Here is a 22,592-nt window from a genome sequence, read left to right as displayed (position 1 = left end):
CGGTCATCAGTGTGCGGCGTCCAGCCGGGCCCGCTGGTCCTCGGTCAGCTCCAGGTCCACGGCGGCAAAGTTCTCCTCCAGTTGCGCCACGGAGGACGCGCCGGCCAGCGGAACGATCGGCAGCTCACCGCCCAACTGCCAGGCCAGCACGACCTGGTTGACGCTCGCGCCGATCTCGCGGGCGACGTCCCGCAAGGCGGCGAGCCGGGCCGGGGTGCCCGGGTGGTCGTAGTCGGCCGGCAGCGGCCGGTCCTCGCGGGTGTACGCGCCCTTGAGCAGCGGCGAGTACGCGACCAGGGTCAGTCCGGGCTCGGCCCGCAGATAGCCGAGGAGTTCCGGGCCGGCGTGCCCGAGGCTGCCGTCCGGGAAGAGGTCGTCGGGGACGTCGCTGCGGGGGCGCAGATGGCTGTGCTGGTACTGCAGCACCTCGTAGCCGGGCAGCCCGGCCGCGGCGGCGAGGGCGCGGGCCCGCTCCACCCGCCAGATCGCCTGGTTGCTCACCCCGAGCAGGCCGACCGCGCCCTCGGCGACGAGTTCCCCGAACGCCTCGACGGTCTCGCGCTGCGGGACGGTGTGGTCGTCGATGTGCGCGTACAGCAGGTCCAGCTTCTCCACGCCGAGCCGGTCCCGGCTGCGTTCGGCCGACTCGCGGATCACCTTCGCCGAGAGGCCCTCCGCGTTGTCGGTGTAGCTGGTGCCCGGGGCCAGGGGGCGGGCGCCGAGCTTGGTGGCGATGACGATCTCGTCGCCGACGCCGCGGCTGCGCCGCCATCGGCCGAGGAGTTCCTCGCTCTGGCCGCCCTGGCTTCCGTCGACCCAGAACGCGTAGTTGTCGGAGGTGTCGACGAAGGTGCCGCCGGCCTCGACATAGCGGTCGAGGATCGCGAACGACGTCTTCTCGTCCGTCACCGACCCGAACAGCATCGCGCCGAGCGCGAGCACGCTGACCTCGCGACGGGTGGCGGGGTCGGTGCCGATGGTGCGGTACTTCATGGTGTGCCCTCCCGTTCGGCCGGATCCGTGGTCGGCTCCGGCTCGAAAGGGAGTCTTCAGCTTGAAGTGCGCTTCAAGGCAAGGCTCTTGCCCGGATCAGACGACCGTCGCCTCGATGGTGACCGGGATGTTGTCCCGGGTGGCCTTGGAGTAGGGGCACACCAGATGGGCGGCCGCGCCCAGCTCGTCCGCGTCGTCGTGTGCAGCGTGACGGACCCCTGGACCGCCACCGTCTTCAGTGCGACCTTCCGCTGCGCCGCGACCCTGCGGACCGCGCCCATCGTCTCTCCCGGCAGACGGAAAAGGCCGCCTTCCCGTGTTCGAGAAGACGGCCTCCGACCGCTGCGAAGCTGGTCGGGACGACAGGATTTGAACCTGCGACCCCTTGACCCCCAGTCAAGTGCGCTACCAAGCTGCGCCACGTCCCGGTGCGAGATCGTCACGGATGTCCGCGTGATCGCGCGAACAGCACTTTACCCCACGCCGGGCGCCGCGCCGAAGGGGACCCCGGCGCGGGACAATCGGCGTATGGACCGTTCGGGCAGGACAGACAGCGCGCGCGGCGCGGCGAGCACGGGAGGTGCGGGCGGCGGCCGGTCCGTCGCGGCGCGGGACCGGGACGGCGAGGGGCGGGCCCGCAGCGCCCGGCCCCGGGACGGGCTGGGCCGGCCCCTGCCGTACGACGCGGCCGGGGTGGAACGGCAGCCCGAGGGGGTCGTACGCACCCCCGAGGAGACCGTCGCCGAGGCGCAGGCCCTGCTGGACGCGGGGAAGCCGTTCCATGCGCACGAGGTCTTCGAGGACGCCTGGAAGTCGGGCCCCGACGCGGAGCGCGCGCTGTGGCGCGGCCTCGCCCAGCTCGCGGTGGGCCTCACCCACGCGGCCCGGGGCAACCTCACGGGCGGGCCCCGGCTGCTGCGGCGCGGCGCCGGGGCCATCGAGGAGTGGGCGACGGACGCGGGGCGGACGCGTCCGTACGGGATGGATCTCGCGGCCCTCGCCCGCTGTGCGCGTGCGCTGGCGGACGACGTGGAGCGGACGGGCGCGGCGACGGACGCGGCACGGCACGCGCCCCGGCTGCGCTGACTCCCGCCCCCGTCACTGTCAGTGGCGTAGGGCAGACTCGGTGGCGTGCGAAAGATTCATGTCATCGGTATCGGAGCGGGCGACCCCGACCAGCTCACCCTGCAGGCCGTGCGGGCCCTGCGGAGCACGGACGTGTTCTTCGTCCTGGACAAGGGCGAGGTGAAGAGCGACCTGACGCGGCTGCGCCGGGACCTGCTCGAGACGCACATACCGCAGGGCGCGTACCGGGTCGTCGAGGCCCGGGATCCGGAGCGGGACCGCCGGGCCGGCGGGGCCGGCTACTCCCCCGCGGTCGGCGACTGGCGCAGCGCCCGGGCGGAGATCTACGAGCGGCTGATCGCCGGGGAGCTCGGCGAGGACGAGAGCGGCGCGTTCCTGGTCTGGGGCGACCCCGCGCTGTACGACAGCACGCTCGGGATCCTGGAGGAGGTCCTGGAGCGGGGCGCGGTGGCGTTCGAGTACGACGTGGTGCCCGGCATCAGCAGCGTCTCGGCGCTGGTCGCCCGGCACCGCACGGGCCTGAACCGGGTGGCGCGGCCGGTGCAGATCACCACCGGGCGGCGGCTCGCCGAGGGGTTCCCGGAGGGTGTGGACGACGTGGTGGTGATGCTGGACGCCCACCAGACGTTCCGGCAGTACGCCGAGGAGGACATCGACATCTACTGGGGCGCCTACATAGGCACCCCGGACGAGATCCTCGCCTCCGGCCCGATCGCCGAGGCCGGCCCCCGCATCGAGCGGCTGCGCGCCGAGGCACGCGAGCGCAAGGGCTGGATCATGGACACGTACCTGCTGCGCCGCAGGCCGAAGGAGGGCTAGCCCGAGCGGCCCGCCCGGCATGCGTGGCTAGTCCGCCGCCCAGCCGCCCGTGCTGGACGCGGGCCGCCGGAACATCGTCTTCGTGACGATCGTGCTGGGGATCCTGCTCGCGGCGCTGGACCAGACGATCGTGGGCACCGCGCCGCCGACGATCGTGTCGGACCTCGGCGGTGCCGCGCACATGTCGTGGGTGGTGACCTCGTACCTGCTCGCGGAGACCGTGGCGACCGTGCTGGTCGGGAAGTTCGGCGACCTGTTCGGCCGCAAGGTGGTCTTCCAGGTCTCGGCGATCGTCTTCATCACGGGCTCGTTCCTGTGCGGTCTGGCGACCAACATGTCCCTGCTGATCGCCTGGCGGGCCATGCAGGGGGTCGGCGCGGGCGGGCTGATGGTCACGTCGATGGCGCTGATCGCCGATGTGATCCCGCTGCGCGAGCGCGGCAAGTACCAGGGCGCGATCGGGGCCGTGTTCGGCGTGGCGACCGTCGCAGCCGGTGCTGGAGGCCTCCGTCGCGAAGATCATCGGCGGTGCGGGCATGGACACCGCGCGCCGGCTCTTCGAGGAGTCCGACACCCGGCTCGACGTGGCGGGCGCCTGGGCGGTGACGCAGGTCGAGCTGCACACACGGATGGTGGGCCACGCGAGCCTCGGTCTGATCGCCGCCCGCCGCCGGATGCCGCCCGAGGTGCTGCTGCCGGTGTTCGACCGCATGGCCGACGAGGGGTACGTGACCCGCGACGGCTCGCTCCTCTCCCTCACCGAGGCGGGCGGGCGCGAGGCCGAGGTCATCAGCGCGGCATGGGGCCGCCGGCTGGAGGAGCGGGTGGCCCAGGACATCGGCCACCCGGCGGGCAACGACCTGCGCGCCGCGGTCGACACCATCTCCAAACGCCTCCTGGTCGAGGACCTCGGCGACAGACTCCCCCGCCGCCGCGCGGAACCGGAAGCAGCGGTCGTCGCTTCCTGAGAACCCGCCGTCCGCCCAGGTCGCCCGGCGGGCGGCCGATGCCGGCGCTATCGTCCCCGTATGGATGCTGTGCGTGCCGTCCTGATCGACATCGACGGGGTCCTGACCGTCTCGTGGAAGCCGCTGCCGGGCACGGTCGAGGCGCTGCGCACGGTCCGGGAGGCGGGGCTCGCGGTCGCCCTGGTCACCAACACGACCTCCCGGACGCGCGCCTCGATCGCCCGCACGCTCGCCGAAGCCGGCTTTCCGGTGACCGCCGAGGACGTCCTCACCGCCCCCGCGGTGACCGCCGCGCATCTCGCCGAGCGGCACCCGGGAGCCCGGTGCGCGCTGCTGAACAGCGGTGACATCGCGGAGGACCTGGCCGGCGTCACGCTCGCCGGGGACGATGCGCGGGACCATGTCGACGTGGTCGTCGTCGGCGGCGCCGGCCCCGAGTTCGGGTACGCGGCGCTGGACCGGGCCTTCGGCCACCTCCAGCGGGGTGCGCGGCTGGTGGCGATGCACCGGAACCTGTACTGGCGTACGGACGCCGGGCTGCGGCTGGACTCCGGCGCGTTCGTGACCGGTCTGGAGGCGGCCGCCCGGGTGGAGGCCGAGGTCACCGGGAAGCCGTCCCCCGCGTTCTTCGCGGCCGCCCTCGGACATCTCGGGGTGGGCGCTGACGAGGCGCTGATGGTGGGCGACGACATCGAGTCGGACGTCCTGGCGGCGCAGCGGGCCGGCATCACCGGGGTGCTGGTGAGGACCGGCAAGTACCTCCCACGGACGCACCACGAGGCGACCGGCACCCCGGACCACGTCGTCGACTCGTTCGCGGACCTTCCCGGTCTGCTGGGGCTAGCGCAGTAGCAGCTGTACGCCGCCCACCACGGTCGCCGCGATGACGAGCTGCTCGAACAGCCGCTGGTTGATGCGGTGCACCGCCCACTTGCCGAGCAGTGCGCCGGGGACCACGAACAGGGCGAGGGCGGCGTCCAGGAGCAGCGAGCGGCCGTCGATCAGGCCCAGGCCGACGCTGAACGGGACCTTGGTGAGGTTGACGATGAGGAAGAAGAAGGCGGAGGTGCCGAGGAAGCCGAGCTTGCGGAAGCCCGCCGAGAGCAGGTACATCGACATCACCGGGCCCCCCGCGTTGGCGACCATCGTGGTGAAGCCGCCGAGGACGCCGTAGGAGCGGGCCTTGACGCGGCCCGCTCGGGTGACCACCTCGTCGGGATCGTCGGCCGCCTCGGCGCTGCGGCGGCGCCACAGCGTGACGCCCGCCATCAGCAGCAGGATCGCGCCGATCGAGGTGCGGACCGCGCCGTCGTCGGCCCACATCAGGAAGACCGTGCCGACGACCACGCCGGCCGCGACGGCCGGGAACAGCCGCCACAGCGTGGGCCAGTGGGCGTGCCGCCGGTAGGTGAGGACGGCCAGGACGTCCCCGGCGATCAGCAACGGCAGCAGGACTCCGGTGGAGGCGCGGGCCGGCAGGACCGCCGCGAAGACCGCGAGGCTGACCGTGTTGGCCCCGCTGACGGCTGTCTTGGAGAAGCCGACCAGCAGGGCCGCGAAGGCGAGGGCGGCGAACTCCCAGCCGGTGATGTGCCACAACGTCATCGTGTTCATGCGGAGACCGATGCTACGCACAGCTAATGTTCTGATGTAAGGACCGTCTCGCCAGTTGGCCCCGACGGGGCGTCAGTGCCGCTCGACCAGCACCGCGCTGCCCTGCCCCACCCCCACACACATGGTCGCGAGGCCGCGTTCCGCTCCCGTGCGGCGCATGCGGTGGAGCAGGGTGGTGAGGATGCGGGCGCCGGAGCAGCCGAGGGGGTGGCCGAGGGCGATCGCGCCGCCGCTGGGGTTGACCAGGTCCGGGTCGATGCCCAGCTGGTCGACGCAGGCGAGGGCCTGGGCGGCGAACGCCTCGTTGAACTCGGCCTCCTGGACGTCCTCGACGCCCCACCCCGCGCGGGCGAGCACCTTCCGGGTCGCCGGGACCGGACCGATGCCCATGACGTCCGGATGCACCCCGGCGGAGGCGCCCGCGACATACCGGCCCAGCGACTCGAGCCCGAGCTCGTTCAGGGCCTCCTCGCTGACGAGGAGGAGTCCGGCCGCCCCGTCGTTCATGGGCGAGGCGTTGCCCGCGGTGACCGTGCCGCCCTGCCGGAAGACCGGCTTCAGGCTCGCCAGCTTCTCGTACGAGGTGTCCTCGCGGATGCCCTCGTCGGCGTCGACGACCACCCCGTCCGGGCGCCGGACGGGCAGGAGTTCGTCGTCGAAGTGGCCGTTCTTGCGGGCCAGCGCGGCGAGCCGGTGGCTGCGCAGCGCGAACTCGTCCTGGCGTTCGCGGGAGACGCCGTGGCGTGCGGCGACCTCCTCGGCCGTCTCGCCCATGGACAGCAGGCCGTGCAGGTCCTTCATCGCGGGGTTGACCAGCCGCCAGCCGAGGCGGGTGTCGACGGTCTCGACGCGGTGCGGCAGTGCCTCGTCGGGGCGGGCCAGCACGAAGGGGGCGCGGCTCATCGACTCGGAGCCGCCGGCGAGGACGATGTCGGCCTCACCGGCGGCGATGGCCCGGGCGGCGGTCGTGACGGCCTCCAGGCCGGAGGCGCACAGCCGGTTCACCGTGGCGCCGGGGACGGTCTCCGGGAGCCCCGCGAGGAGGACGGCCATTCGGGCGACATCGCGGTTGTCCTCGCCGGCCTGGTTGGCGGCGCCCCAGTAGACGTCGTCGACGCGGGCAGGGTCGAGCGCGGGCACGTCGGCGACCAGGGCGCGGATCACGCCTGCGGCCAGGTCGTCGGGGCGTACGCGGGACAGGGCGCCGCGCAGTCGGCCGATGGGGGTGCGGCGGGCGGCGGCGAAGTGGACGGGACGCACGACGGGACTCCTTGATTAGCGCTGCTAGTTTTTGACTGTAGACCTCGGCCCGACCGCCTGGGAAGATCCTCCGGGTCTTTCACCGACGCAGTTGGAGGAGTCATGGCCGAGCATGTCCTCGCCGGCACGCGGGGCGCGATCACGGCACACGAGTGGCCGAACGGGAGCGCCCGCTACGTCGCCCTCGTCGTGCACGGGTACGGGGAGCACGCGGGCCGCTACGAGGAACTGGCCGGAGTGCTGACCGGTCATGGCGCGGCCGTGTTCGCGCCCGACCACATGGGGCACGGGAGGTCGGCCGGCGAGCGGGTGCGGATCGAGGACTTCGAGGACGTGGTCACCGATGTGCGGGCCGTGGCGGAACTCGCCCGGGCCGCGCACCCGGACCTTCCCCTGGTCCTGATCGGGCACTCGATGGGCGGCCTGATCGCGGCCCGGTACGCCCAGCGCTACGGTGCCGGGCTCGCCGCGCTCGTGCTGTCCGGGCCGGTCATCGGCGCCTGGGAGCTGCCCGGGCGGCTGCTGGCGTACGAGGAGATCCCCGACATCCCCATCAGCCCCGCCTCGCTCTCCCGTGACCCCGCGGTCGGGACGGCGTACGCGGCGGATCCGCTGGTCTGGCACGGGCCGATGAAACGGCCGACGCTGGAGGCCTTCGTCCGGGCCCTGGAGACCGTCGCCGAGGAGGGCGCCGTCGGTCCGCTCCCGCTGCTGTGGCTGCACGGCGACGACGACCGGCTGGTCCCGCTGCCCGGCAGCCGGGTCGGGGTCGAGCGGCTCGGCGGGGACGGGCTGACCGAGCGGATCTATGCCGGGGCCCGGCACGAGGTGTTCAACGAGACGAACAGGAAGCAGGTGTTCGTGGACCTGACGGACTTCCTGGACCGGACGCTCACCCACTGAGACGGACCGTTTGCACCGGTTCGCCCCGGGCACCCGCACCGTGCCGCCGGACAGGCCCCGACAAGGACACGGAGGAGCACGGTATGACTGTCGTCAAGAGCCCCCTTCCCGAACCGGCCCGCCAGGTCACCTTCGACGCGCTGCAGGGCACGCTCGTGGATCTCCTCGGGCTCTCCCTGATCGGGAAGCAGGCGCACTGGAACATCGTGGGCCCGCGGTTCCGTTCGATCCACCTGCAGCTGGACGAGGTGGTGTCGGCGGCCCGTTCGTACGCCGACACGGTCGCCGAACGCGCCGCCGCGCTCGGGCTGCCGCCGGACGGACGGCCGGAGACGATCGCCTCGGCGTTCACCCTGCCCGGCCCCAAGGACGGCTGGCTGAGGGACGACGAGGTCGTCCAGGTGGTCGCCGAGGCGCTGGGCACCGCGATCGGCCGGCTGCGGGAGCGGATCGAGGCGACCGCGGAACCGGACCCGGTCACCCAGGACCTGCTGATCGGCATCACCGCCGAGCTGGAGAAGCAGCGGTGGATGTTCGAGGCGGAGAACCTGCCGCGCGAGCGCTGACGCCGAAGGCCGCTCAGGTCCCGGTCCCACCGAGCCGGGACAGGGCGGCCGACACCAGCGTCCGGGTCCCCGGTATCAGCACGGACGGGTCCGGCGCGAACAACGGGCTGTGGTTCCCCGGCACATTGAGGAACTTCTCCATCAGCTCCTCCCCCGGCGCCGCGTCCCACACGGCGGCCGGGGTCGAGGTCACGTACCAGTAGTCGTACGGGACACCCTCGGGTGCGAGGAGCGAGAAGTCCTCGCTGCCCATCGCCGGGCCGAAGTCGAACACCGTGTGCTCGCCGAGGAGTTCACGGTGCACGGCGGCAATCCGGGCGTCCAGGGAAGGGTCGTTGACGGTGCTCGGATAGCCGCGGTGGACCGTGACCTCCGGCGGCACCGGGCAGCCGGCGGCGGCGCACTCCCCCTCGACGATCCGCCGCACCGCGGTCAGCACGCGCTCGCGTACCCGCACGTCCTGGGTGCGCACGTTCAGCCCGAGGCGCGCCTCGGCGGGGATGACGTTGGACTGCGTCCCGGCGTGGAACCGCCCCACCGTCAGCACCGCCGACTCCCCGGCCGCGACCTCCCGGGAGACGACCGTCTGCAGCCGGGTGACGACGTGGGCTGCGGTCACCACCGGGTCCACGGTCGACTCGGGGCGCGAACCGTGCCCGCCCAGCCCGTGCACGACGACGTCGATGTCGTCGGAGGCCGACAGGGTCAGCCCCGGGGTGTGCGGGTAGAACCCGGCGAGCCCGGGCGCGACATGCTGGCCGAACAGCGCGTCGGGGCGCGGGAAGCGCTCGTGGATCCCGTCCGCGACCATCGCGGCCGCGCCTCCCCCCGCCTCCTCGGCAGGCTGCCCGACCACGACGAGCGTGCCGGACCAGGTGTCCCGGGCGGCGGCAAGCACCTCGGCGGCGGCCGTCAGCCAGGTGATGTGCAGATCGTGGCCGCAGGCGTGCATCACCCCGTCGACGGTCGAGGCGTACGGCAGCCCGGTCGCCTCCCGGACGGGCAGCGCGTCCATGTCGCCGCGCAGCCACACCACCGGCCCGTCCCCGTGGGCGAGCACCCCGACCACCCCGGTGCGGGCGACGCCCTCGGTCACCTCGTACCCGGCGGCCCGCAGCCGCGCGGCGAGCTTCGCCGCGGTGCGGTGCTCCCGGAAGGCGAGTTCGGGGTGACGGTGCAGGTCCTGGTAGAAGTCCTCCAGGTCCCCCGTCTTCAGGCCCGAGGTGATGTCCCTGGTGAGTCGGGCGACGTCGGCCGGTTCGGTCATACGCGGAGAGTACGGCGTGCTCGGCCGAACGGTCGAGGAACCGGCCTGTGAACCCTGGCCGTTCGGCCGAGGTGGCGGGGGGCACCCGCGGGCGAGGGTGGAGCCACTTCCTCCCCCTCACCTTCCAGGAGTACGCGATGCTGTCCAGCAAGTTCGTCGTGGGCGCGATCGGAGGCGCCGCGGCCGTGGTGGCCGTCGGCGGCCTCGGCACCTACCTGCTCTCCGGCACCGAGTCGACCACCGAGCTCGACCAGTTCTCCACCGTCCTCGTCGACGGTCACACAGCACTGGCCGCGAACATCGTCGAGGGCCGCACCGAGAGCAGGTACCACCCACTGCCGTGGGTGGGCACCAAGGTCTCCGTGACCTGCCCGGGCGCTCTGAAGGCGGTGGCCGGCGCCACCCTCACCTGCGTCGGCAAGGAGAGCGGCGGAAGGACGGTCGACATCCCGGTCAGCGTGGTGAAGGCGAGCGCCCACTCCATCACCTGGAAGTTCGAGCGATGAGCACCGTCCTGGCCGCCCGCGGCCTCGTGAAGAAGTACGGCTCCACCACCGCTCTCGCCGGGGTGGACGTCGAGGTCGGCGAGCGCGACTCCCTCGCCGTCATGGGCCCGTCCGGGTCCGGCAAGTCCACCCTGCTGCACACCCTCGCCGGGATCGTCCGCCCCGACGGCGGACAGGTGCTGCTGCGCGGCTCCCGCATCGACGACCTGGGCGAGAACCGGCTCAGCGCGCTGCGCCGCACCCGCTTCGGGTTCGTCTTCCAGTTCGGCCAACTGCTGCCCGAACTCCCCGCGGAGGAGAACGTGGCCCTGCCGCTGATGCTGGAGGGCGTCCCGCGCGGGCGGGCCGTCGAACGCGCCCGCCGGTGGTTCGCCCCGCTGGGCCTCGACGGTCTGGAGCAGCGCCGCCCGGGACAGCTCTCCGGCGGTCAGGCACAGCGCGTCGCCATCGCCCGCGCGCTGGTCGTCGAGCCGGACGTGGTCTTCGCCGACGAGCCGACCGGGGCCCTGGACCAGCGGACCAGTGAGGAGGTGGTCCGGCTGCTCACCTCCGTCACCCGCGAGCAGGGCGCCGCCCTGGTGATGGTCACGCACGACGCGGACGTCGCCGCCCACTGCGACCGGATCCTCCAGGTCCGCGACGGCCGGATCAGCGGCCACACCCAGTACACGGTCGCCTGACCGCCGCTCCGGGAACCCAGGAGAACCGTATGCGCTCCCCCGTTCTGCCCCTGACCTGGCACCTGGCCCGCTCCTCCGGCCGCCGCGGGCTGCAGAGCCTGCTGCTCGCGGCCGCGGTCGCCGCCACCGGCACGTTCGTGATGCTGGTGGTGCTGGCCGCCTGCCTCGGCTCCGGCACCCGCGCCGACCGCACCGCGTGGCGCACCCCCGAGCCCGCCCGGCACGCCACCGCCGTCCAGGCCCTCACCACGACGTACGTCCGCCACGAGCCCGTCACCGTGGTCTCGCTGGCCCGGCTCCCCGGCCGCGCCCGGACACCCGCGCCGCCCGGTCTCGGTGCCTTTCCCCGGCAGGGCGAGGTGTACGTCTCCCCCGCCCTGGCCCGCCTCCTGCACGAGCTGCCGGCTTCGCAACTGGCCGACCGTTTCCCGAGGGTGACGTCGTACGGCAGGATCGGCGCGGCCGGTCTCGCCTCGCCGGACGAGCTGGTCGCCGTGGTGGGCCGGGCGGCGGACGACCCGGAGGTGTCCGCGGCGGCCGCGGGCGGCGAGACCTGGTTCGACGAGGGCCAGACGGCACGGGCCAGGATCGCCGGGTTCCCGGGGACGAAGGCGAGCGTGTTCACCGCCACCGACCAGGGGATGGCGCTGCTGGGCGTGGTCCTGCTGGCGATGCCCGTGATCGTGCTGTCGGCGGCGGCCGGACGGCTCGGCGCGGCCCGGCGCGAGCAGCGCCTCGCCGCGCTGCGGCTGGCCGGCGCGACGCCGCGCCAGATCGTCGCGATGACCGCCGTCGAGGCGGCCGCGGTCGGCGCGGCCGGTGCCCTGGCCGGTGTGCTGGCCTATGCGGCGCTGCTGCCCGCGCTGGCCCGGATCCCGTTCGGCGTCGGCTCCTGGTACCCGGGCGACCTGTGGGTGGGGGCCGGTTGGGTCGCGGTGGTCGTGGCGGCCGTCACCGCCCTGATCACCGTGAGCGCGGTGTCCATGCTGCGGCAGGTGGCGACGGCTCCCCTGGGCGTCGCCCAGCAGGCGAACCCGCGCCGCACCCGGCTGATCCGGCTCGCCCTGTTCGCGGCCGTCCTGCTGTACATCTTCCGGTCCACCGGCGGGGGCGGGGAGCTGAAGCCGCGTCAGGCGCTCGCCCTGCTGCTGCTCTTCTACGGCGCGTTCTGGCTGTTCGGGCCGTGGGTGGTGGACCGGCTGGGCCGGACCGTCAGCCGGTTCGCCCGCCGCCCCGCGACCCTGCTGGCGGGCCGCCGGCTCAGCGACGACCCCCGCGGCGCCTGGCGCACCGTCAGCGGGCTGGTGCTGGCCGGGTTCGCGGCCGGGTTCTTCTCGGTCAGCATGCTGGGTGCCGACGGTTCCTCGTACCGGGACCAGATCGCGGTGATCACCCCCGACGGCCGGCAGGCCGCGGCCCAGGCGCGCACCCTGCTGAAGGACTCCGGTGTCACCGCGACGGTCACGGTCGGCCGCGAGGACGACTACGACACACTGCTCAGCGGCGCCCCGGGCCTCCTCGTCCGTGTCTCCGGCGGTTCCGGCGGTTCCGGCGGTTCCGGCGGTTCCGGCGGTTCCGGCGGTTCCGGCGGCGGCCGGGGCCAGGACACGGCCGCCACCGCCCTCACCGCCCTCGGCACCGCCCGCGTCCCCTTCACACGGGACTACGCCGGCGCCGGCGACCGGGTGGCCACCGACCGTCTCGCCGACGTCAGCACCGCCACCCTGGCCCTGAGTTTCCTCGTCGCGACCGCCTCCGCGGGCCTGACCGCCGCCGCGAACGTCCTCGACCGGCGCCGGGTGTACGGCCTGCTGCGGCTGGCGGGCACCCCGCTGAAGGTGCTGGACCGGGCCCGTACCCGGGAGACCGTCCTTCCGCTGGTGGTGCTGGCCGGCGGCACCACCGCCATGGGCGTGTACGGCTCCTACCGGCTCAACGAGATGGCCGGGGCCACGATCAACGCCTCCGGCACCCTCCGGCTCGCCGTCTGTGTCGTCCTGGGCGCGCTCGCCATGGTCGCCGCGATCACCGTCAGCCGCCCACTGCTGCGCCGGGTGACGGCGGACCCGGCACAGACCTCGGACTGACGCCTCCGCCAGTACGCGCCCCGACCTGAGGCATGATGCGCTCCATGAGCACCCCGAGCCGGCCCGGCGCCGCACCGATCAGGGTTCTGATCGCCGACGACCAGGACATGGTCCGCACCGGCTTCCGTTTCTTCCTGGACGCGCAGCCGGACATCACGGTGGTCGCCGAGGCCGCCGACGGCGAGGAGGCGGTGGCACTGGCCCGCCGGGTGCGGCCGGACGTGTGCCTGCTGGACATCCGGATGCCGAAGCTGGACGGCCTCGCGGCCACCCGACTGCTGGCCGGGCCGGACGTGCCGGACCCGCTGCGGGTGGTCGTCGTCACCACCTTCGACCTGGACGAGTACGTGTACGGGGCGCTGCGCGGCGGTGCCTGCGGCTTCCTGCTGAAGGACTCCGGGCCGACGCTCCTCGCGGAGGCCGTGCGGGCGGCCGCCGCGGGCGACTCCCTCGTCTCGCCCTCGGTCACGGTCCGGCTGCTGCAGCACCTCACCGCCCCGCAGACCCCGGCGGCCCCCCGCCCGGCAGCCACGCTCCCCGAGCCGCTGACCGACCGTGAGCTGGACGTCGTACGCCTGGTGGCGCTCGGCCGGACGAACGCGGAGATCGCCGCCGAGCTGTACGTCTCCCTGTCGACGGTGAAGACGCACCTGTCCAGCGTCCAGCTCAAGCTCGGTGCCCGGAACCGGGTCGAGATCGCGGCCTGGGCCTGGCAGCACGGTCATGCGCGGCCCCGCCCCTGACCGCCGGGGTCAGAGGTCCAGGACGCGGGTTATGGTGCGCAGCACGCCGTTGTCGTTGTTGGAGGGCGCGAGGTGGCGGGCGCGGCGGACGACCTCCGGGTGGGCGTTGGCCATGGCGAACGACCAGTCGGCGGCGTCCAGCATCTCCAGGTCGTTGAGGTAGTCGCCGAACACCATGGTCTGCGCGGGCGTGATGCCCAGCTCGCGCTGGAGCCGGCGCAGGGCGGCGCCCTTGTTGGCGGTGCGGTTCATGACGTCGACCCAGTGCTCGCCGGAGACGACGACCTGGTGGGTGTCCGCGAAGGGCGCGAGCGCCGGGGCGGCGGTCTCCGCGGCGTTGCCGAAGTCGAAGAGGGCGATTTTGATGACGTCGTCGTCGACGGCGGTGAGGTCCTCGACGACCTGGCAGCGCACGTAGTACTGCTCGACCTCGGCCAGGAATGCCTCGTCGGCCCGCTCGACGTACGCGGACCGCTTCCCGCAGACGACGGCGCCCAGGTCGACCCCGCCGGCCGCGCGTCCCCGTACGGCGGCCACGACCTCGGCGACCACTCCCGGCTCCAGCGGATCGGAGCTCAGTTCCCGCCCGTCGCGCACGACATAGGTGCCGTTCTCCGCGATGAACACCATCCCGTCGGCGACCTCGGCGAACTCCGCCGCCAGGGTCGCGTACTGCCGTCCGCTCGCCGGGCTGAACAGCACACCGCGCTCCCGCAGCCGCGCCAGCGTCTCCCACAGCCCCTCGGGCACCCGCTTGTCGTCGTCGAGGAGCGTGCCGTCCATGTCGGTGACGACCAGCCGGATGTCGACGGGACCGGGCGGGAGCTCGGGTGCGGTCGGCTGGGGGGCGTGCGAGTAGGGCATGTCCTGCTTCCTGTGCTGGTGTTCCGCTGTGGGTGACCGGATTTTTCACCCTACCGGGGGACCCGGCGAATCCCGGGACAGCGGTGATCATGCGGCGGCACAATGGCAGCCGAAGGGTACGGCGGGAAGAAGGAGCGGTGACGTGGGCGGGACACGGCTGGACACCAGCGTGGCGCACAACGCGCGGGTGTGGAACTACTGGATCGGCGGCAAGGACAACTACGAGGTCGACCAGCAGGTCGGCGAGCACGTCGCCGGGATGTTCCCGCTCATCCGGGAGATCGCCCGCGCGGACCGCTGGTTCCTGGGCCGTGCGGTCACGTTCCTCGCCGAGGAGCGCGGGGTGCGGCAGTTCCTGGACATCGGCACCGGTCTGCCGACGGCCGACAACACCCACGAGATAGCCCAGCGGATCGCGCCGGACTCGCGGATCGTGTACGTCGACAACGACCCGATCGTGCTGGCGCACGCCCGCACCCTGCTGACCGGGACCACCGAGGGCGCCACCGACTACATCGACGCGGACGTCCACGACCCGGCCGCGATCCTCGAACGGGCCTCCGGCACGCTCGACTTCGACCGGCCGGTCGCGGTGATGATGCTGGGCATCCTGAACTTCGTGCTGGACTACGAGGCGGCCCGGGACGTCGTCCGCAAGGTCGTCGCCCAACTCCCCTCCGGCAGCTACCTGGTCCTCACCCACCCCACCCACGACCCCGAGGTGGGCGGCGAGGGCCAGATCCCGGCGATGAAGTTCTGGAACGAGAACGCCACTCCGCCGATCACGGCCCGCGGCGGCGCGGAGATCGCCGCGTTCTTCGAGGGCCTCGAGCTGCTGGAGCCGGGCCTGGTGTCCTGCTCGCGCTGGCGCGCCGGCGACGACTCGGCCGCGGTGGTGCCGCAGTACGGCGCGGTGGCCGTGAAACCCTGACCCCACAGCCGGACGGACCCGTGGAGGACGTATGACCACCCTTGCCGACCCCGTGCCCGGCGGACGTCCCGGAGACGTCGAGCGGGCGTCCGCGCTGAGCGGGGAGCTGGGGGGCAGAGGCGTGCACGGGATCGTCCTGTCCTACGTCGACACCGCGGGCGTCGGCCGGGTGAAGACGGTCCCCACGGCGGGGCTGGCGTCGGCGGCCGCCTGGGGCGTCGGGATGTCCCCGGTGTTCGACACGTTCCTGGCGAACGACCACATCGTCACCACGGACGTCCTGGGTTCCCCGGACGGCGATCTCCGCCTCTACCCCGACCTGGACCGGCTGGTGGTGCTGGCCGCGCAGCCGGGGTGGGCATGGGCGCCGGTCGACCGGGTCACCCAGGACGGCGAACGGCATCCGGGCTGCTCGCGCACCTTCCTGCGCCGGATCGTCACGGACGCGGCCCGCGACCACGGGCTCGCCTTCAGGGCGGGCATCGAGATCGAGTGGGCCGTCGGCCTGGACTCCGCGCCCGCCGGGGAGTTCGTGCCGGCGACGACGGGCCCGGCGTACGGGGCGACCCGGCAGGTCGAGCTGAGCGAGTACACCGCCGACCTGCTGGCGGCGTGCGCGGCGCAGGGCGTGGACGTCGACCAGATCCATCCGGAGTACGCGCCCGGCCAGTTCGAGATCTCGGTGGGGGCGCTGGACCCGGTGGCGGCGGCCGACCGCAGCGTCCTGGTCCGGCAGACGATCCGCGCGGTGGCCCGCCGCCACGGCCTGCGGGTCTCCTTCTCCCCCGCCGTCGGCGCGGAGGGCGTCGGCAACGGCGGGCACGTCCATCTGTCCGCCTGGCGCGACGGGGTGAACCTGCACTCGGGCGGCGACCGGCGGCACGGCATGACGGCCGACGCGGAGGCCTTCGCCGCCGGGATCCTGGCCCGGCTGCCCGCCCTGACGGCGGTGACCGCGCCCAGCCCGGCCAGCTATCTGCGGCTCAAACCCTCCCAGTGGGCAGGGGTGTTCACCGCCTGGGGCCTGGAGACCCGCGAGTCGGCGATCCGTGTGGTGCGGGGCACGGCGGGCCGGCGCGCCGAGCAGGCGAACCTGGAGGTCAAACCGGTCGACCTGGCCGCCAACCCCTATCTCCTCCTCGGCTGTCTGATCGCCGCCGGCCTCGACGGGCGGGCCTCGGACGCCACGCTTCCGGAGGAGACCACCGGCGATCCGGCCCACCTCGCCGCCGACGAGGCCGGGGCGAAGGGCGTACGCCGGCTGCCGACCTCGCTCACCGAGGCCGTCGCGGAGTTCCGCAAGGACGAGGTGCTGCGGGCCGCGCTGGGGCCGGTCCTCGCGGACGCGGTGACCGCCGTACGGCAGGGCGAGATCGACGCCGTGTACGGGCTGGACGACGCCCAGGTGGCCGCCGCCTACCGCTGGACGTACTGAGATGGGCACCGGGCCGGTCCGCGAGGCGCTCGACGGGCTGGAGCTGGTGGACCACCACTGCCACGGCGTGGTCACCGGCCCGCTGGACCGGCCGGGCTTCGAGGCTCTGCTCACCGAGGGCGACCGCTGGCCCGGCTTCACCTCCTTCGACACCCCGGCCGGCGTGGCCGTACGCCGTCACTGCGCACCCCTGCTCGACCTGGACCCGCACGCCTCCGCCGACGCCTACCTGGCCCGGCGCGCCGAACTGGGCCCGCAGGAGGTGAACCGCCGCTTTCTGACGGCGGCCCGCACCGGTGTGTTCTGCGTCGACACCGGTTTCGCCCCGCACCCCGTCACCACGCCCGCCGAGCTGGCCCGGGCCGGCGGCGGCGACCCCCATGAGGTCGTACGGCTGGAGTCGGTGGCGGAGTCCGTGGCCGCGCGGGGGGTCGAGGCGGGCGGGTACGCGGACGCGTTCCGGGCGGCCGCGCTGGACGCGGTGCGGCGGCCCGGCGTGGTCGGGGTGAAGTCGGTGGCCGCCTACCGCACCGGCTTCGACCTGGACCCGGCCCGCCCGTCGGACGCGGACGTCACCCGGGCGGCCCGGCGCTGGCTGGCGCGCGGCGGACGGCTCGACGAACCGGTCCTGATACGGCACCTGCTGTGGACGGCCGTGGACCTGGGTCTCCCCCTCCAGCTGCACACCGGCTTCGGCGACAACGACATCCGGCTGCACCGCGTCGACCCCACCCACCTCACGGACTGGCTGCACCTGACCTCGGGCACGATCCCGGTGCTGCTCCTGCACTGCTGGCCGTACCAGCGGCAGGCCGCGTATCTGGCCGCGGTGTTCGAGCAGGTGTACCTGGATGTGGGGCTCACCCTGCACCACGTCGGGCCGGTGCGGGCGCGGGCGGTCCTGGAGGAAGCGTTGGAGATCACACCGTTCCGCAAACTCCTGTACAGCTCTGACGCATACGGTGTGTCGGAGTTCTACGCGCTCGGCGCGCTGGCGTTCCGCCGGGGTCTCTCGGACCTGCTCGAGGACCGGGTGGACGACGGCGAACTGAGCCTGCCCGACGCGCTGCGGCTGGCACGCTGGGCCGGAGCGGACAACGCCCGCCGGGTCTACCGGCTTCCCGACGGACACTGAAAGTATGATCAAGCAATGTCAGACTTGACCGAGACCACGCCCGGTTGGCTGAGCGCCGACGAGCTCGAGATGGCCCGCGCCCGGATGCCGATCCTGTACGTCGAGGCCGTGCCCGTACGCGTCGACGACAGCGGCGAAGTCACCAGCATCGGCCTGCTGCTGCGCATCGGACCGGACGGCAACGTCAGCCGGACCCTGGTCTCCGGCCGGGTCCTGCACCACGAACGCGTCCGTGACGCCCTGCTGCGCCACCTGGAGAAGGACCTCGGCCCGGTGGCCCTGCCGCGCGTGCCGACCTCGCTGCAGCCGTTCACGGTGGCCGAGTACTTCCCGACCCAGGGCATCACCCCGTACCACGACCCCCGTCAGCACGCGGTGTCGCTGGCCTACATCGTGCCGGTGACCGGCGACTGCCGGCCCCGGCAGGACGCGCTCGACCTGGTCTGGTTCGACCCGCAGGAGGCGGCGTCGCCGGCCGTGCAGAGCGAGATGCCGGGCGGCCACGGCTTCCTTCTCCGGCAGGCCCTGGCCCACGTCGGCCTCTCGGCCTCCTGACGGGGATGGTCCCGCGTCAGCGAGCTCTGATCGGCGCCGCCCTCAGCCGTCCCTGCACACTCGTGGTGTGCAGGGGCTGCTGCTGCGGTGACGCCCGCAAGCACCCCGGCCACGACCACGCCTGGCAGCTGGACCGTCTCGTCGCGGCCGCCGCCGGCTCACAGGGCGCCTTCCAGGTCCGTACGACGGACTGCCTCGGCCCCTGCGACCAGGCCAACGTCGTCGTCGTGCAGCCCTCCACCGCCGGACGCCGGGCCGGCGGCCGCGCCACCTGGGTCGGCTTCGCCATGGGCGACGACTGCACCGAGGAGATCATCGGCTGGGCGGCCGCCGGCGGCCCCGGTCTCGCACCCCCTCCGGTCACGCTGGAGCTGCAGTTCATCAAGCCGCCGAGAGACGCGCGCGTCCGCAGCCGGCGCTAGCAACTCCCGCTCCCCGAGCGCGGATTGGGCTCGCGGATCTTGATGGCGTACGTTGGCCCGATGGGGGCGACGACGACAGAGCGGGCAGCGAAACGTTCCGGCGGGGCGGCCCGGTCATCGATGCTGATGGCGGCCGGCACGGTGGTGTCCCGGGCGACCGGACTGATCCGGCAGGTGCTCCAGGGCGCCGCGCTGGGCACCGGCCTGCTGGCCACCACGTACAACACGGCGAACACCGTGCCCACCAGCCTGTACACGCTGCTGATCGGCGGCGCCCTGAACTCGGTGCTGGTGCCACAGCTGGTGCGGGCCCGGGCCACGCACCCGGACGGCGGGCGGGCGTACGAGCAGCGGCTGGTCACCCTGGTGGTGTCCGTGCTGGCCGTGGGCACCGCGCTGGCGGTGTGGGCGGCCCCGCAGATCGTCAGCGTGTACCTGCGGGACACCCCGGACAGCCACGAGGCGTACGAACTCACCGTCGTCTTCGCCCGGTTCCTGCTCCCGCAGATCCTGTTCTACGGGCTGTTCAACATGTACGGCCAAGTCCTCAACGCCCGTGAGAAGTTCGGCGCGATGATGTGGACGCCGGTCCTCAACAACGTCGTCCTGCTGGGCGTGTTCGGCGCCTACCTCGGTCTGATGACCGTGCCCGAGCGGGTGGCGGACATCACCGACGCCCAGGTCCGGCTCCTCGGCGTCGGCACGACGGCCGGGATCGCCGTGCAGGCGCTGGCGCTGGTCCCGTTCGCCCGGGCGGCCGGGTTCCGCTTCCGGCCGCGCTTCGACTGGCGCGGCGCGGGGCTGGGCTCGGGTGTCCACGCGGCCAAGTGGACCCTGCTGTTCGTGCTGACGAACCTCGTCGCCCTGACCGTCGTCACCAACTACGCGAACGCGGCCGACCAGGCACTGCCGGACGCCGGCGCGGGCTACACGGCGTACACGTACGCGCAGACCATCTGGATGCTGCCGCAGTCGGTGGTCACGGTGTCGCTGGTGACCGCGCTGCTGCCGCGGATGAGCCGGGCGGCCGCGGAGGGCCGGATCGCGGACCTGCGCGCCGACCTGTCCCGTGGGCTGCGGCTGAGCGGGGTCGTCGTCGTGCCCGCCGCCTTCCTGTTCCTGGCGCTCGGACCGCGCATCGCCACGCTGCTGTTCGCGCACGGGGCGGCCGACGCGGCCTCCGCGCAGCCGCTCGGGCACATGCTCCAGGCGTTCGGCCTCGGCCTGATCCCGTTCTCGGCCCAGTACCTGCTGCTGCGCGGCTTCCACGCCTTCGGGGACACCCGGACGCCGTTCTTCCTGGCGGTGTGGATCGCGGCGGTGAACATCGCCCTGGCCACCGCCTGCCATCTGCTGCTGCCCATGCGCTGGGCGGTGACCGGCATGGCCGGCGCCTACACCGTGTCCTACCTCGCCGGCCTCGCCCTCACCGCACGTCTGATCCGGCGGCGCGTGGGCGGCCGCCTGGACGACGGCGCCCTGCGCCGGACGTACACCCGGCTGCTGGGCGCCTCGGCCCTGGCGGCGGCCTGCGGCTGGGCGGCGGACCGGGCCTGCGGCCGGTGGCTGGGCGGGGGTACGGTTCCCACCGCGCTCGCGCTCACGGCGGGAACCGTCACCCTCGTCCTGGTCTACCTGGGCCTGGCCCGGCTGCTGAAGGTCGAGGAGCTGCGCCGGTTCGGCCGACCGCGCTGAACCCTCACCGCGTGACCTGCTCCGCGAGCGCCGCGCGGGCGCGGGCCACCCGTGAGCGCACCGTCCCGACCGGGCAGTCGCTCACCCGGGCCGCCTCCTCGTACGGCAGCCCCAGCAACTGCGTCAGCACGAACGCCTCCCGCCGGTCCGCGGGGAGCGCGGCCAGCAGGTCGAGCAGGACGACGCCGTCGTCGAAGCCGGGCAGCCCGCGCGGCTGGGCGAGTTCGACGGCCGGCCGCCAGTCCGGCAGGTCCGCGAGGCGCGGGCGGGTCGCGGCGTACCGGTAGCTGTCCATCACCGCCCGGCGGGCGATGGACAGCAGCCACACCCGCGCCGAGCACCGCCCTTCGAACCGGTGCAGGCTGCCCAGCGCCCGCAGGAACGTGTCCTGCGCCAGATCGTCCACCGCCTGCGGGTCGGCGCAGAGATGGGCGACGTACCGCCGCACGTCCCGGTGCAGGGCGCGCACGAGCTGTTCCACGGCGTCGGCGTCACCGTGGCGGGCGGCCAGGGCGAGGGCGGTGGTCGTCTCGTCGGCGGGGGTGTCCTTGTGGGCGCGGCGGGGGGTGCTGTGCCTGGGGGTCTTGGTGTGGTTGCGGGCGCTCTCGTGTTTGCCCGTCTTCGTGCCACGCGGGGTCGTCGGAGCAGGGGGCATCGCCATGGGTCCTTCTCGGGTTCTCGGGGGGAGGGCTGGGTGCCGTACGGTTCCGGCCGTCGTCAGGCGACGGCGGTCCGTGCGGGCGGCCCCCGGGAAGTGATCGCGTCGACGAGAAGAAACGGCCGCGGTACCCGCTCCGAACGGTCGCACACCCGGGCACGCGGAGGCCGCGCCGGCACGGGCCGCTCGCTCGGCCACCTCAACGGAGCCGTCAGCCACCCGGCCACGGCCCGCAGCACCCGGAACCCGGCCCGCTCCCCGTAGGCCAGCCAGAGCCCGCAGAGCAGCGCGGCGAGCAGATGGCCGGCGAGCATGCCGCGGGACAACGTCCCGCCGGCCGCCCCCATGTGGTCCATCCCGCGCATGGTGCCGGTGGTGGCCGTCGGCGCGAGGGAGAAGGCGAAGTGCAGCACGGCCTGCGCGACGAGCGCCACACCCGTCACCAGCGGCACGCCCCGCTCCCGCCCGGTCAGACCCCAGCCCGCCCCGCCGGTGACGGCGAACCCGACGACCGGCGCCCACCAGGACAGCAGCTCACCGGACATCATGACGTGCCCCAGGGCGGCGAGCAGCACACAGACGGCCGCGAACACAGCGGCCCGCAGCATGCGCGAGCAGCGCCCGGGGATCATGGCGCCTCATCCTGGCAGCGGGATCACGCGCGTCGGCGGGGGTTGGGCGAATCCACAGCTCCCTCGGCCTGCTCACAGGCTGGGCGGCGCCTCGTCCGGCCGGGCGAGCGCCGGAAGGAGTATGCGCGAACGGCGCAGGAGGCTTCCGCCATGCCCTGAGTGTCCTGTTACTCAGTGTAAGAGCAGAATGACGAAGAGGCCGTGTCGGAATCCTCCGATACGGCCCCTCTGACCTGTGCCTCCACAAGTCGGGACGACAGGATTTGAACCTGCGACCCCTTGACCCCCAGTCAAGTGCGCTACCAAGCTGCGCCACGTCCCGTTGCCCGTCTGACCTGGGGTTTCCCCTGGCCGAACGCGCATGGAAACAATACCGCACTCGGGTCGGTGGTCGCGCACCCGTTTAGTGCCGTCACTCGCCGCGGGCCACTCCCAGCTCGGGGTACGCCTCCAGCAGACGGGGCGGGGCGGCCTGGCGCCAGGAGTCGGCGAGGATGTCGCGCAGTTCGTCCTCGTCCTCCAGGGCGGCGATGCGGGCCCGCACCCAGGCGAACTGGGCCTCGTGGGCGGCGATCCAGAACTTCGCGGGTTCGGCGAGGACGAGTTCGTCGCGCTCCTCCTTGGGGCAGCGCACGGCGAGGGACGTCTCGTCCTCGGGCAGGGTGGCGAACATCTTCCCGGCGACCCGGAAGGTGGGCATGCTCCAGGCGGTCTTCTCCGTCGTGTCCGGCAGGGAGAGGGCGATACGGCGTACGTCTTCGGCGTCGGGCATG

Annotated in this window: 23 protein-coding genes, 2 tRNA genes and 1 pseudogene; 16 read left to right on the top strand and 10 right to left on the bottom strand. The window is 73.4% G+C overall.

The genetic code is table 11. The features are described from left to right. Positions 1–6: 6 nt before the first annotated feature. The gene (locus tag ACIRF9_RS20025) at positions 7–993 is read right to left on the bottom strand and encodes an aldo/keto reductase (protein ID WP_403823576.1); all 987 of its coding nucleotides are present in this window, start codon (positions 991–993) and stop codon (positions 7–9) included. Positions 994–1,344: 351 nt separating this feature from the next. Beyond that, positions 1,345–1,421: transfer RNA gene (locus ACIRF9_RS20020), tRNA-Pro, on the bottom strand. A 100-nt stretch (positions 1,422–1,521) separates the two neighbouring features. On the opposite strand from ACIRF9_RS20020, the gene ACIRF9_RS20015 reads away from it, so the two are divergent. From ACIRF9_RS20015 to ACIRF9_RS20000, 4 genes and pseudogenes are all read left to right on the top strand, one after another. Then, positions 1,522–2,079 (top strand): DUF309 domain-containing protein, encoded by a 558-nt coding sequence (locus ACIRF9_RS20015; RefSeq protein WP_403823574.1) that lies wholly within the window; start codon positions 1,522–1,524, stop codon positions 2,077–2,079. A gap of 45 nt (positions 2,080–2,124) precedes the next feature. Beyond that, a complete protein-coding gene (cobF, locus tag ACIRF9_RS20010) occupies positions 2,125–2,898 on the top strand; it encodes a precorrin-6A synthase (deacetylating) (protein ID WP_403823571.1) in 774 nt (257 codons plus the stop codon). 49 nt (positions 2,899–2,947) lie between these two features. Further along, positions 2,948–3,866, top strand: a pseudogene (locus ACIRF9_RS20005) (MFS transporter). Between the two features lie 60 nt (positions 3,867–3,926). Beyond that, positions 3,927–4,718, top strand: coding sequence for an HAD-IIA family hydrolase (locus ACIRF9_RS20000; RefSeq protein WP_403823568.1), 792 nt, complete (start codon positions 3,927–3,929; stop codon positions 4,716–4,718). Here ACIRF9_RS20000 and ACIRF9_RS19995 read toward each other — a convergent pair. Both ACIRF9_RS19995 and ACIRF9_RS19990 read right to left on the bottom strand, forming a co-directional pair. Further along, a complete protein-coding gene (locus ACIRF9_RS19995) occupies positions 4,707–5,480 on the bottom strand; it encodes a sulfite exporter TauE/SafE family protein (RefSeq protein ID WP_403823565.1) in 774 nt (257 codons plus the stop codon). The genes ACIRF9_RS20000 and ACIRF9_RS19995 overlap by 12 nt on opposite strands. 72 nt (positions 5,481–5,552) lie before the next feature. Further along, entirely contained in the window at positions 5,553–6,740 is a 1,188-nt protein-coding gene (locus tag ACIRF9_RS19990; RefSeq protein ID WP_403823562.1) for a thiolase family protein, read from the bottom strand. A gap of 102 nt (positions 6,741–6,842) precedes the next feature. Here ACIRF9_RS19990 and ACIRF9_RS19985 point away from each other — a divergent pair, with 102 nt between their 5' ends. Together ACIRF9_RS19985 and ACIRF9_RS19980 are read left to right on the top strand one after the other, a co-directional pair. Further along, the gene (locus ACIRF9_RS19985) at positions 6,843–7,643 is read left to right on the top strand and encodes a lysophospholipase (protein ID WP_403823559.1); all 801 of its coding nucleotides are present in this window, start codon (positions 6,843–6,845) and stop codon (positions 7,641–7,643) included. An 83-nt stretch (positions 7,644–7,726) separates the two neighbouring features. After that, positions 7,727–8,209, top strand: a complete 483-nt coding sequence (locus ACIRF9_RS19980) for a Dps family protein (protein ID WP_403823556.1) — start codon at positions 7,727–7,729, stop codon at positions 8,207–8,209. Between the two features lie 13 nt (positions 8,210–8,222). On the opposite strand, the gene ACIRF9_RS19975 is transcribed toward ACIRF9_RS19980, so the two are convergent. After that, positions 8,223–9,476: an amidohydrolase gene (locus ACIRF9_RS19975; protein ID WP_403823553.1), complete on the bottom strand. Its 1,254-nt coding sequence runs from the start codon at positions 9,474–9,476 to the stop codon at positions 8,223–8,225. A 47-nt stretch (positions 9,477–9,523) separates the two neighbouring features. Here ACIRF9_RS19975 and ACIRF9_RS19970 point away from each other — a divergent pair, with 47 nt between their 5' ends. The 4 genes from ACIRF9_RS19970 to ACIRF9_RS19955 are packed head-to-tail and all read left to right on the top strand — an operon-like array spanning position 9,524 to position 13,492. Next, entirely contained in the window at positions 9,524–9,982 is a 459-nt protein-coding gene (locus tag ACIRF9_RS19970; protein ID WP_403823551.1) for a hypothetical protein, read from the top strand. Next, on the top strand, positions 9,979–10,662 hold the full coding sequence (locus ACIRF9_RS19965) for an ABC transporter ATP-binding protein (protein ID WP_403823548.1): 684 nt from the start codon (positions 9,979–9,981) through the stop codon (positions 10,660–10,662). The genes ACIRF9_RS19970 and ACIRF9_RS19965 overlap by 4 nt, the downstream gene beginning before the upstream one ends. A gap of 29 nt (positions 10,663–10,691) precedes the next feature. After that, positions 10,692–12,749 (top strand): FtsX-like permease family protein, encoded by a 2,058-nt coding sequence (locus ACIRF9_RS19960; RefSeq protein ID WP_403823545.1) that lies wholly within the window; start codon positions 10,692–10,694, stop codon positions 12,747–12,749. A gap of 44 nt (positions 12,750–12,793) precedes the next feature. Continuing rightward, on the top strand, positions 12,794–13,492 hold the full coding sequence (locus ACIRF9_RS19955) for a response regulator (RefSeq protein ID WP_403823541.1): 699 nt from the start codon (positions 12,794–12,796) through the stop codon (positions 13,490–13,492). Between the two features lie 9 nt (positions 13,493–13,501). Here the strand turns inward: ACIRF9_RS19955 and ACIRF9_RS19950 are convergent, their stop codons facing one another. Beyond that, positions 13,502–14,356, bottom strand: coding sequence for a Cof-type HAD-IIB family hydrolase (locus ACIRF9_RS19950; protein WP_403823538.1), 855 nt, complete (start codon positions 14,354–14,356; stop codon positions 13,502–13,504). A 142-nt stretch (positions 14,357–14,498) separates the two neighbouring features. Here ACIRF9_RS19950 and ACIRF9_RS19945 point away from each other — a divergent pair, with 142 nt between their 5' ends. From ACIRF9_RS19945 to murJ, 6 genes are all read left to right on the top strand, one after another. Then, positions 14,499–15,287, top strand: coding sequence for an SAM-dependent methyltransferase (locus tag ACIRF9_RS19945; protein ID WP_403823535.1), 789 nt, complete (start codon positions 14,499–14,501; stop codon positions 15,285–15,287). Positions 15,288–15,318: 31 nt separating this feature from the next. Next, a complete protein-coding gene (locus ACIRF9_RS19940) occupies positions 15,319–16,722 on the top strand; it encodes a glutamine synthetase (RefSeq protein ID WP_403823533.1) in 1,404 nt (467 codons plus the stop codon). 1 nt (position 16,723) lies between these two features. After that, positions 16,724–17,857: an amidohydrolase family protein gene (locus tag ACIRF9_RS19935; protein WP_403823530.1), complete on the top strand. Its 1,134-nt coding sequence runs from the start codon at positions 16,724–16,726 to the stop codon at positions 17,855–17,857. 15 nt (positions 17,858–17,872) lie between these two features. Beyond that, complete coding sequence (locus tag ACIRF9_RS19930) at positions 17,873–18,412, top strand: NUDIX hydrolase family protein (protein ID WP_403823528.1); 540 nt, start codon at positions 17,873–17,875, stop codon at positions 18,410–18,412. A gap of 5 nt (positions 18,413–18,417) precedes the next feature. After that, the gene (locus ACIRF9_RS19925) at positions 18,418–18,834 is read left to right on the top strand and encodes a (2Fe-2S) ferredoxin domain-containing protein (protein WP_403823525.1); all 417 of its coding nucleotides are present in this window, start codon (positions 18,418–18,420) and stop codon (positions 18,832–18,834) included. Positions 18,835–18,960: 126 nt separating this feature from the next. Continuing rightward, positions 18,961–20,529 (top strand): murein biosynthesis integral membrane protein MurJ, encoded by a 1,569-nt coding sequence (gene murJ / locus ACIRF9_RS19920; protein ID WP_403823632.1) that lies wholly within the window; start codon positions 18,961–18,963, stop codon positions 20,527–20,529. Between the two features lie 4 nt (positions 20,530–20,533). Here the strand turns inward: murJ and ACIRF9_RS19915 are convergent, their stop codons facing one another. The 4 genes from ACIRF9_RS19915 to ACIRF9_RS19900 all read right to left on the bottom strand — a co-directional run bounded on the left by ACIRF9_RS19915 (position 20,534) and on the right by ACIRF9_RS19900 (position 22,591). Continuing rightward, entirely contained in the window at positions 20,534–21,190 is a 657-nt protein-coding gene (locus ACIRF9_RS19915) for a sigma-70 family RNA polymerase sigma factor (RefSeq protein WP_403823522.1), read from the bottom strand. Between the two features lie 56 nt (positions 21,191–21,246). Further along, positions 21,247–21,819 (bottom strand): hypothetical protein, encoded by a 573-nt coding sequence (locus ACIRF9_RS19910; protein WP_403823519.1) that lies wholly within the window; start codon positions 21,817–21,819, stop codon positions 21,247–21,249. A 248-nt stretch (positions 21,820–22,067) separates the two neighbouring features. Continuing rightward, positions 22,068–22,141 (bottom strand) — tRNA-Pro (locus tag ACIRF9_RS19905). A gap of 90 nt (positions 22,142–22,231) precedes the next feature. Beyond that, complete coding sequence (locus ACIRF9_RS19900; protein WP_403823517.1) at positions 22,232–22,591, bottom strand: MmcQ/YjbR family DNA-binding protein; 360 nt, start codon at positions 22,589–22,591, stop codon at positions 22,232–22,234. Position 22,592: the final 1 nt, after the last annotated feature.

The sequence above is a fragment of the Streptomyces sp. NPDC096132 genome (genome assembly GCF_044763345.1).
In the GTDB taxonomy this organism is placed as follows: domain Bacteria; phylum Actinomycetota; class Actinomycetes; order Streptomycetales; family Streptomycetaceae; genus Streptomyces.
Note: the sequence above shows the minus strand (reverse complement) of the source record. Positions and strands in the feature narration are given on the sequence as shown.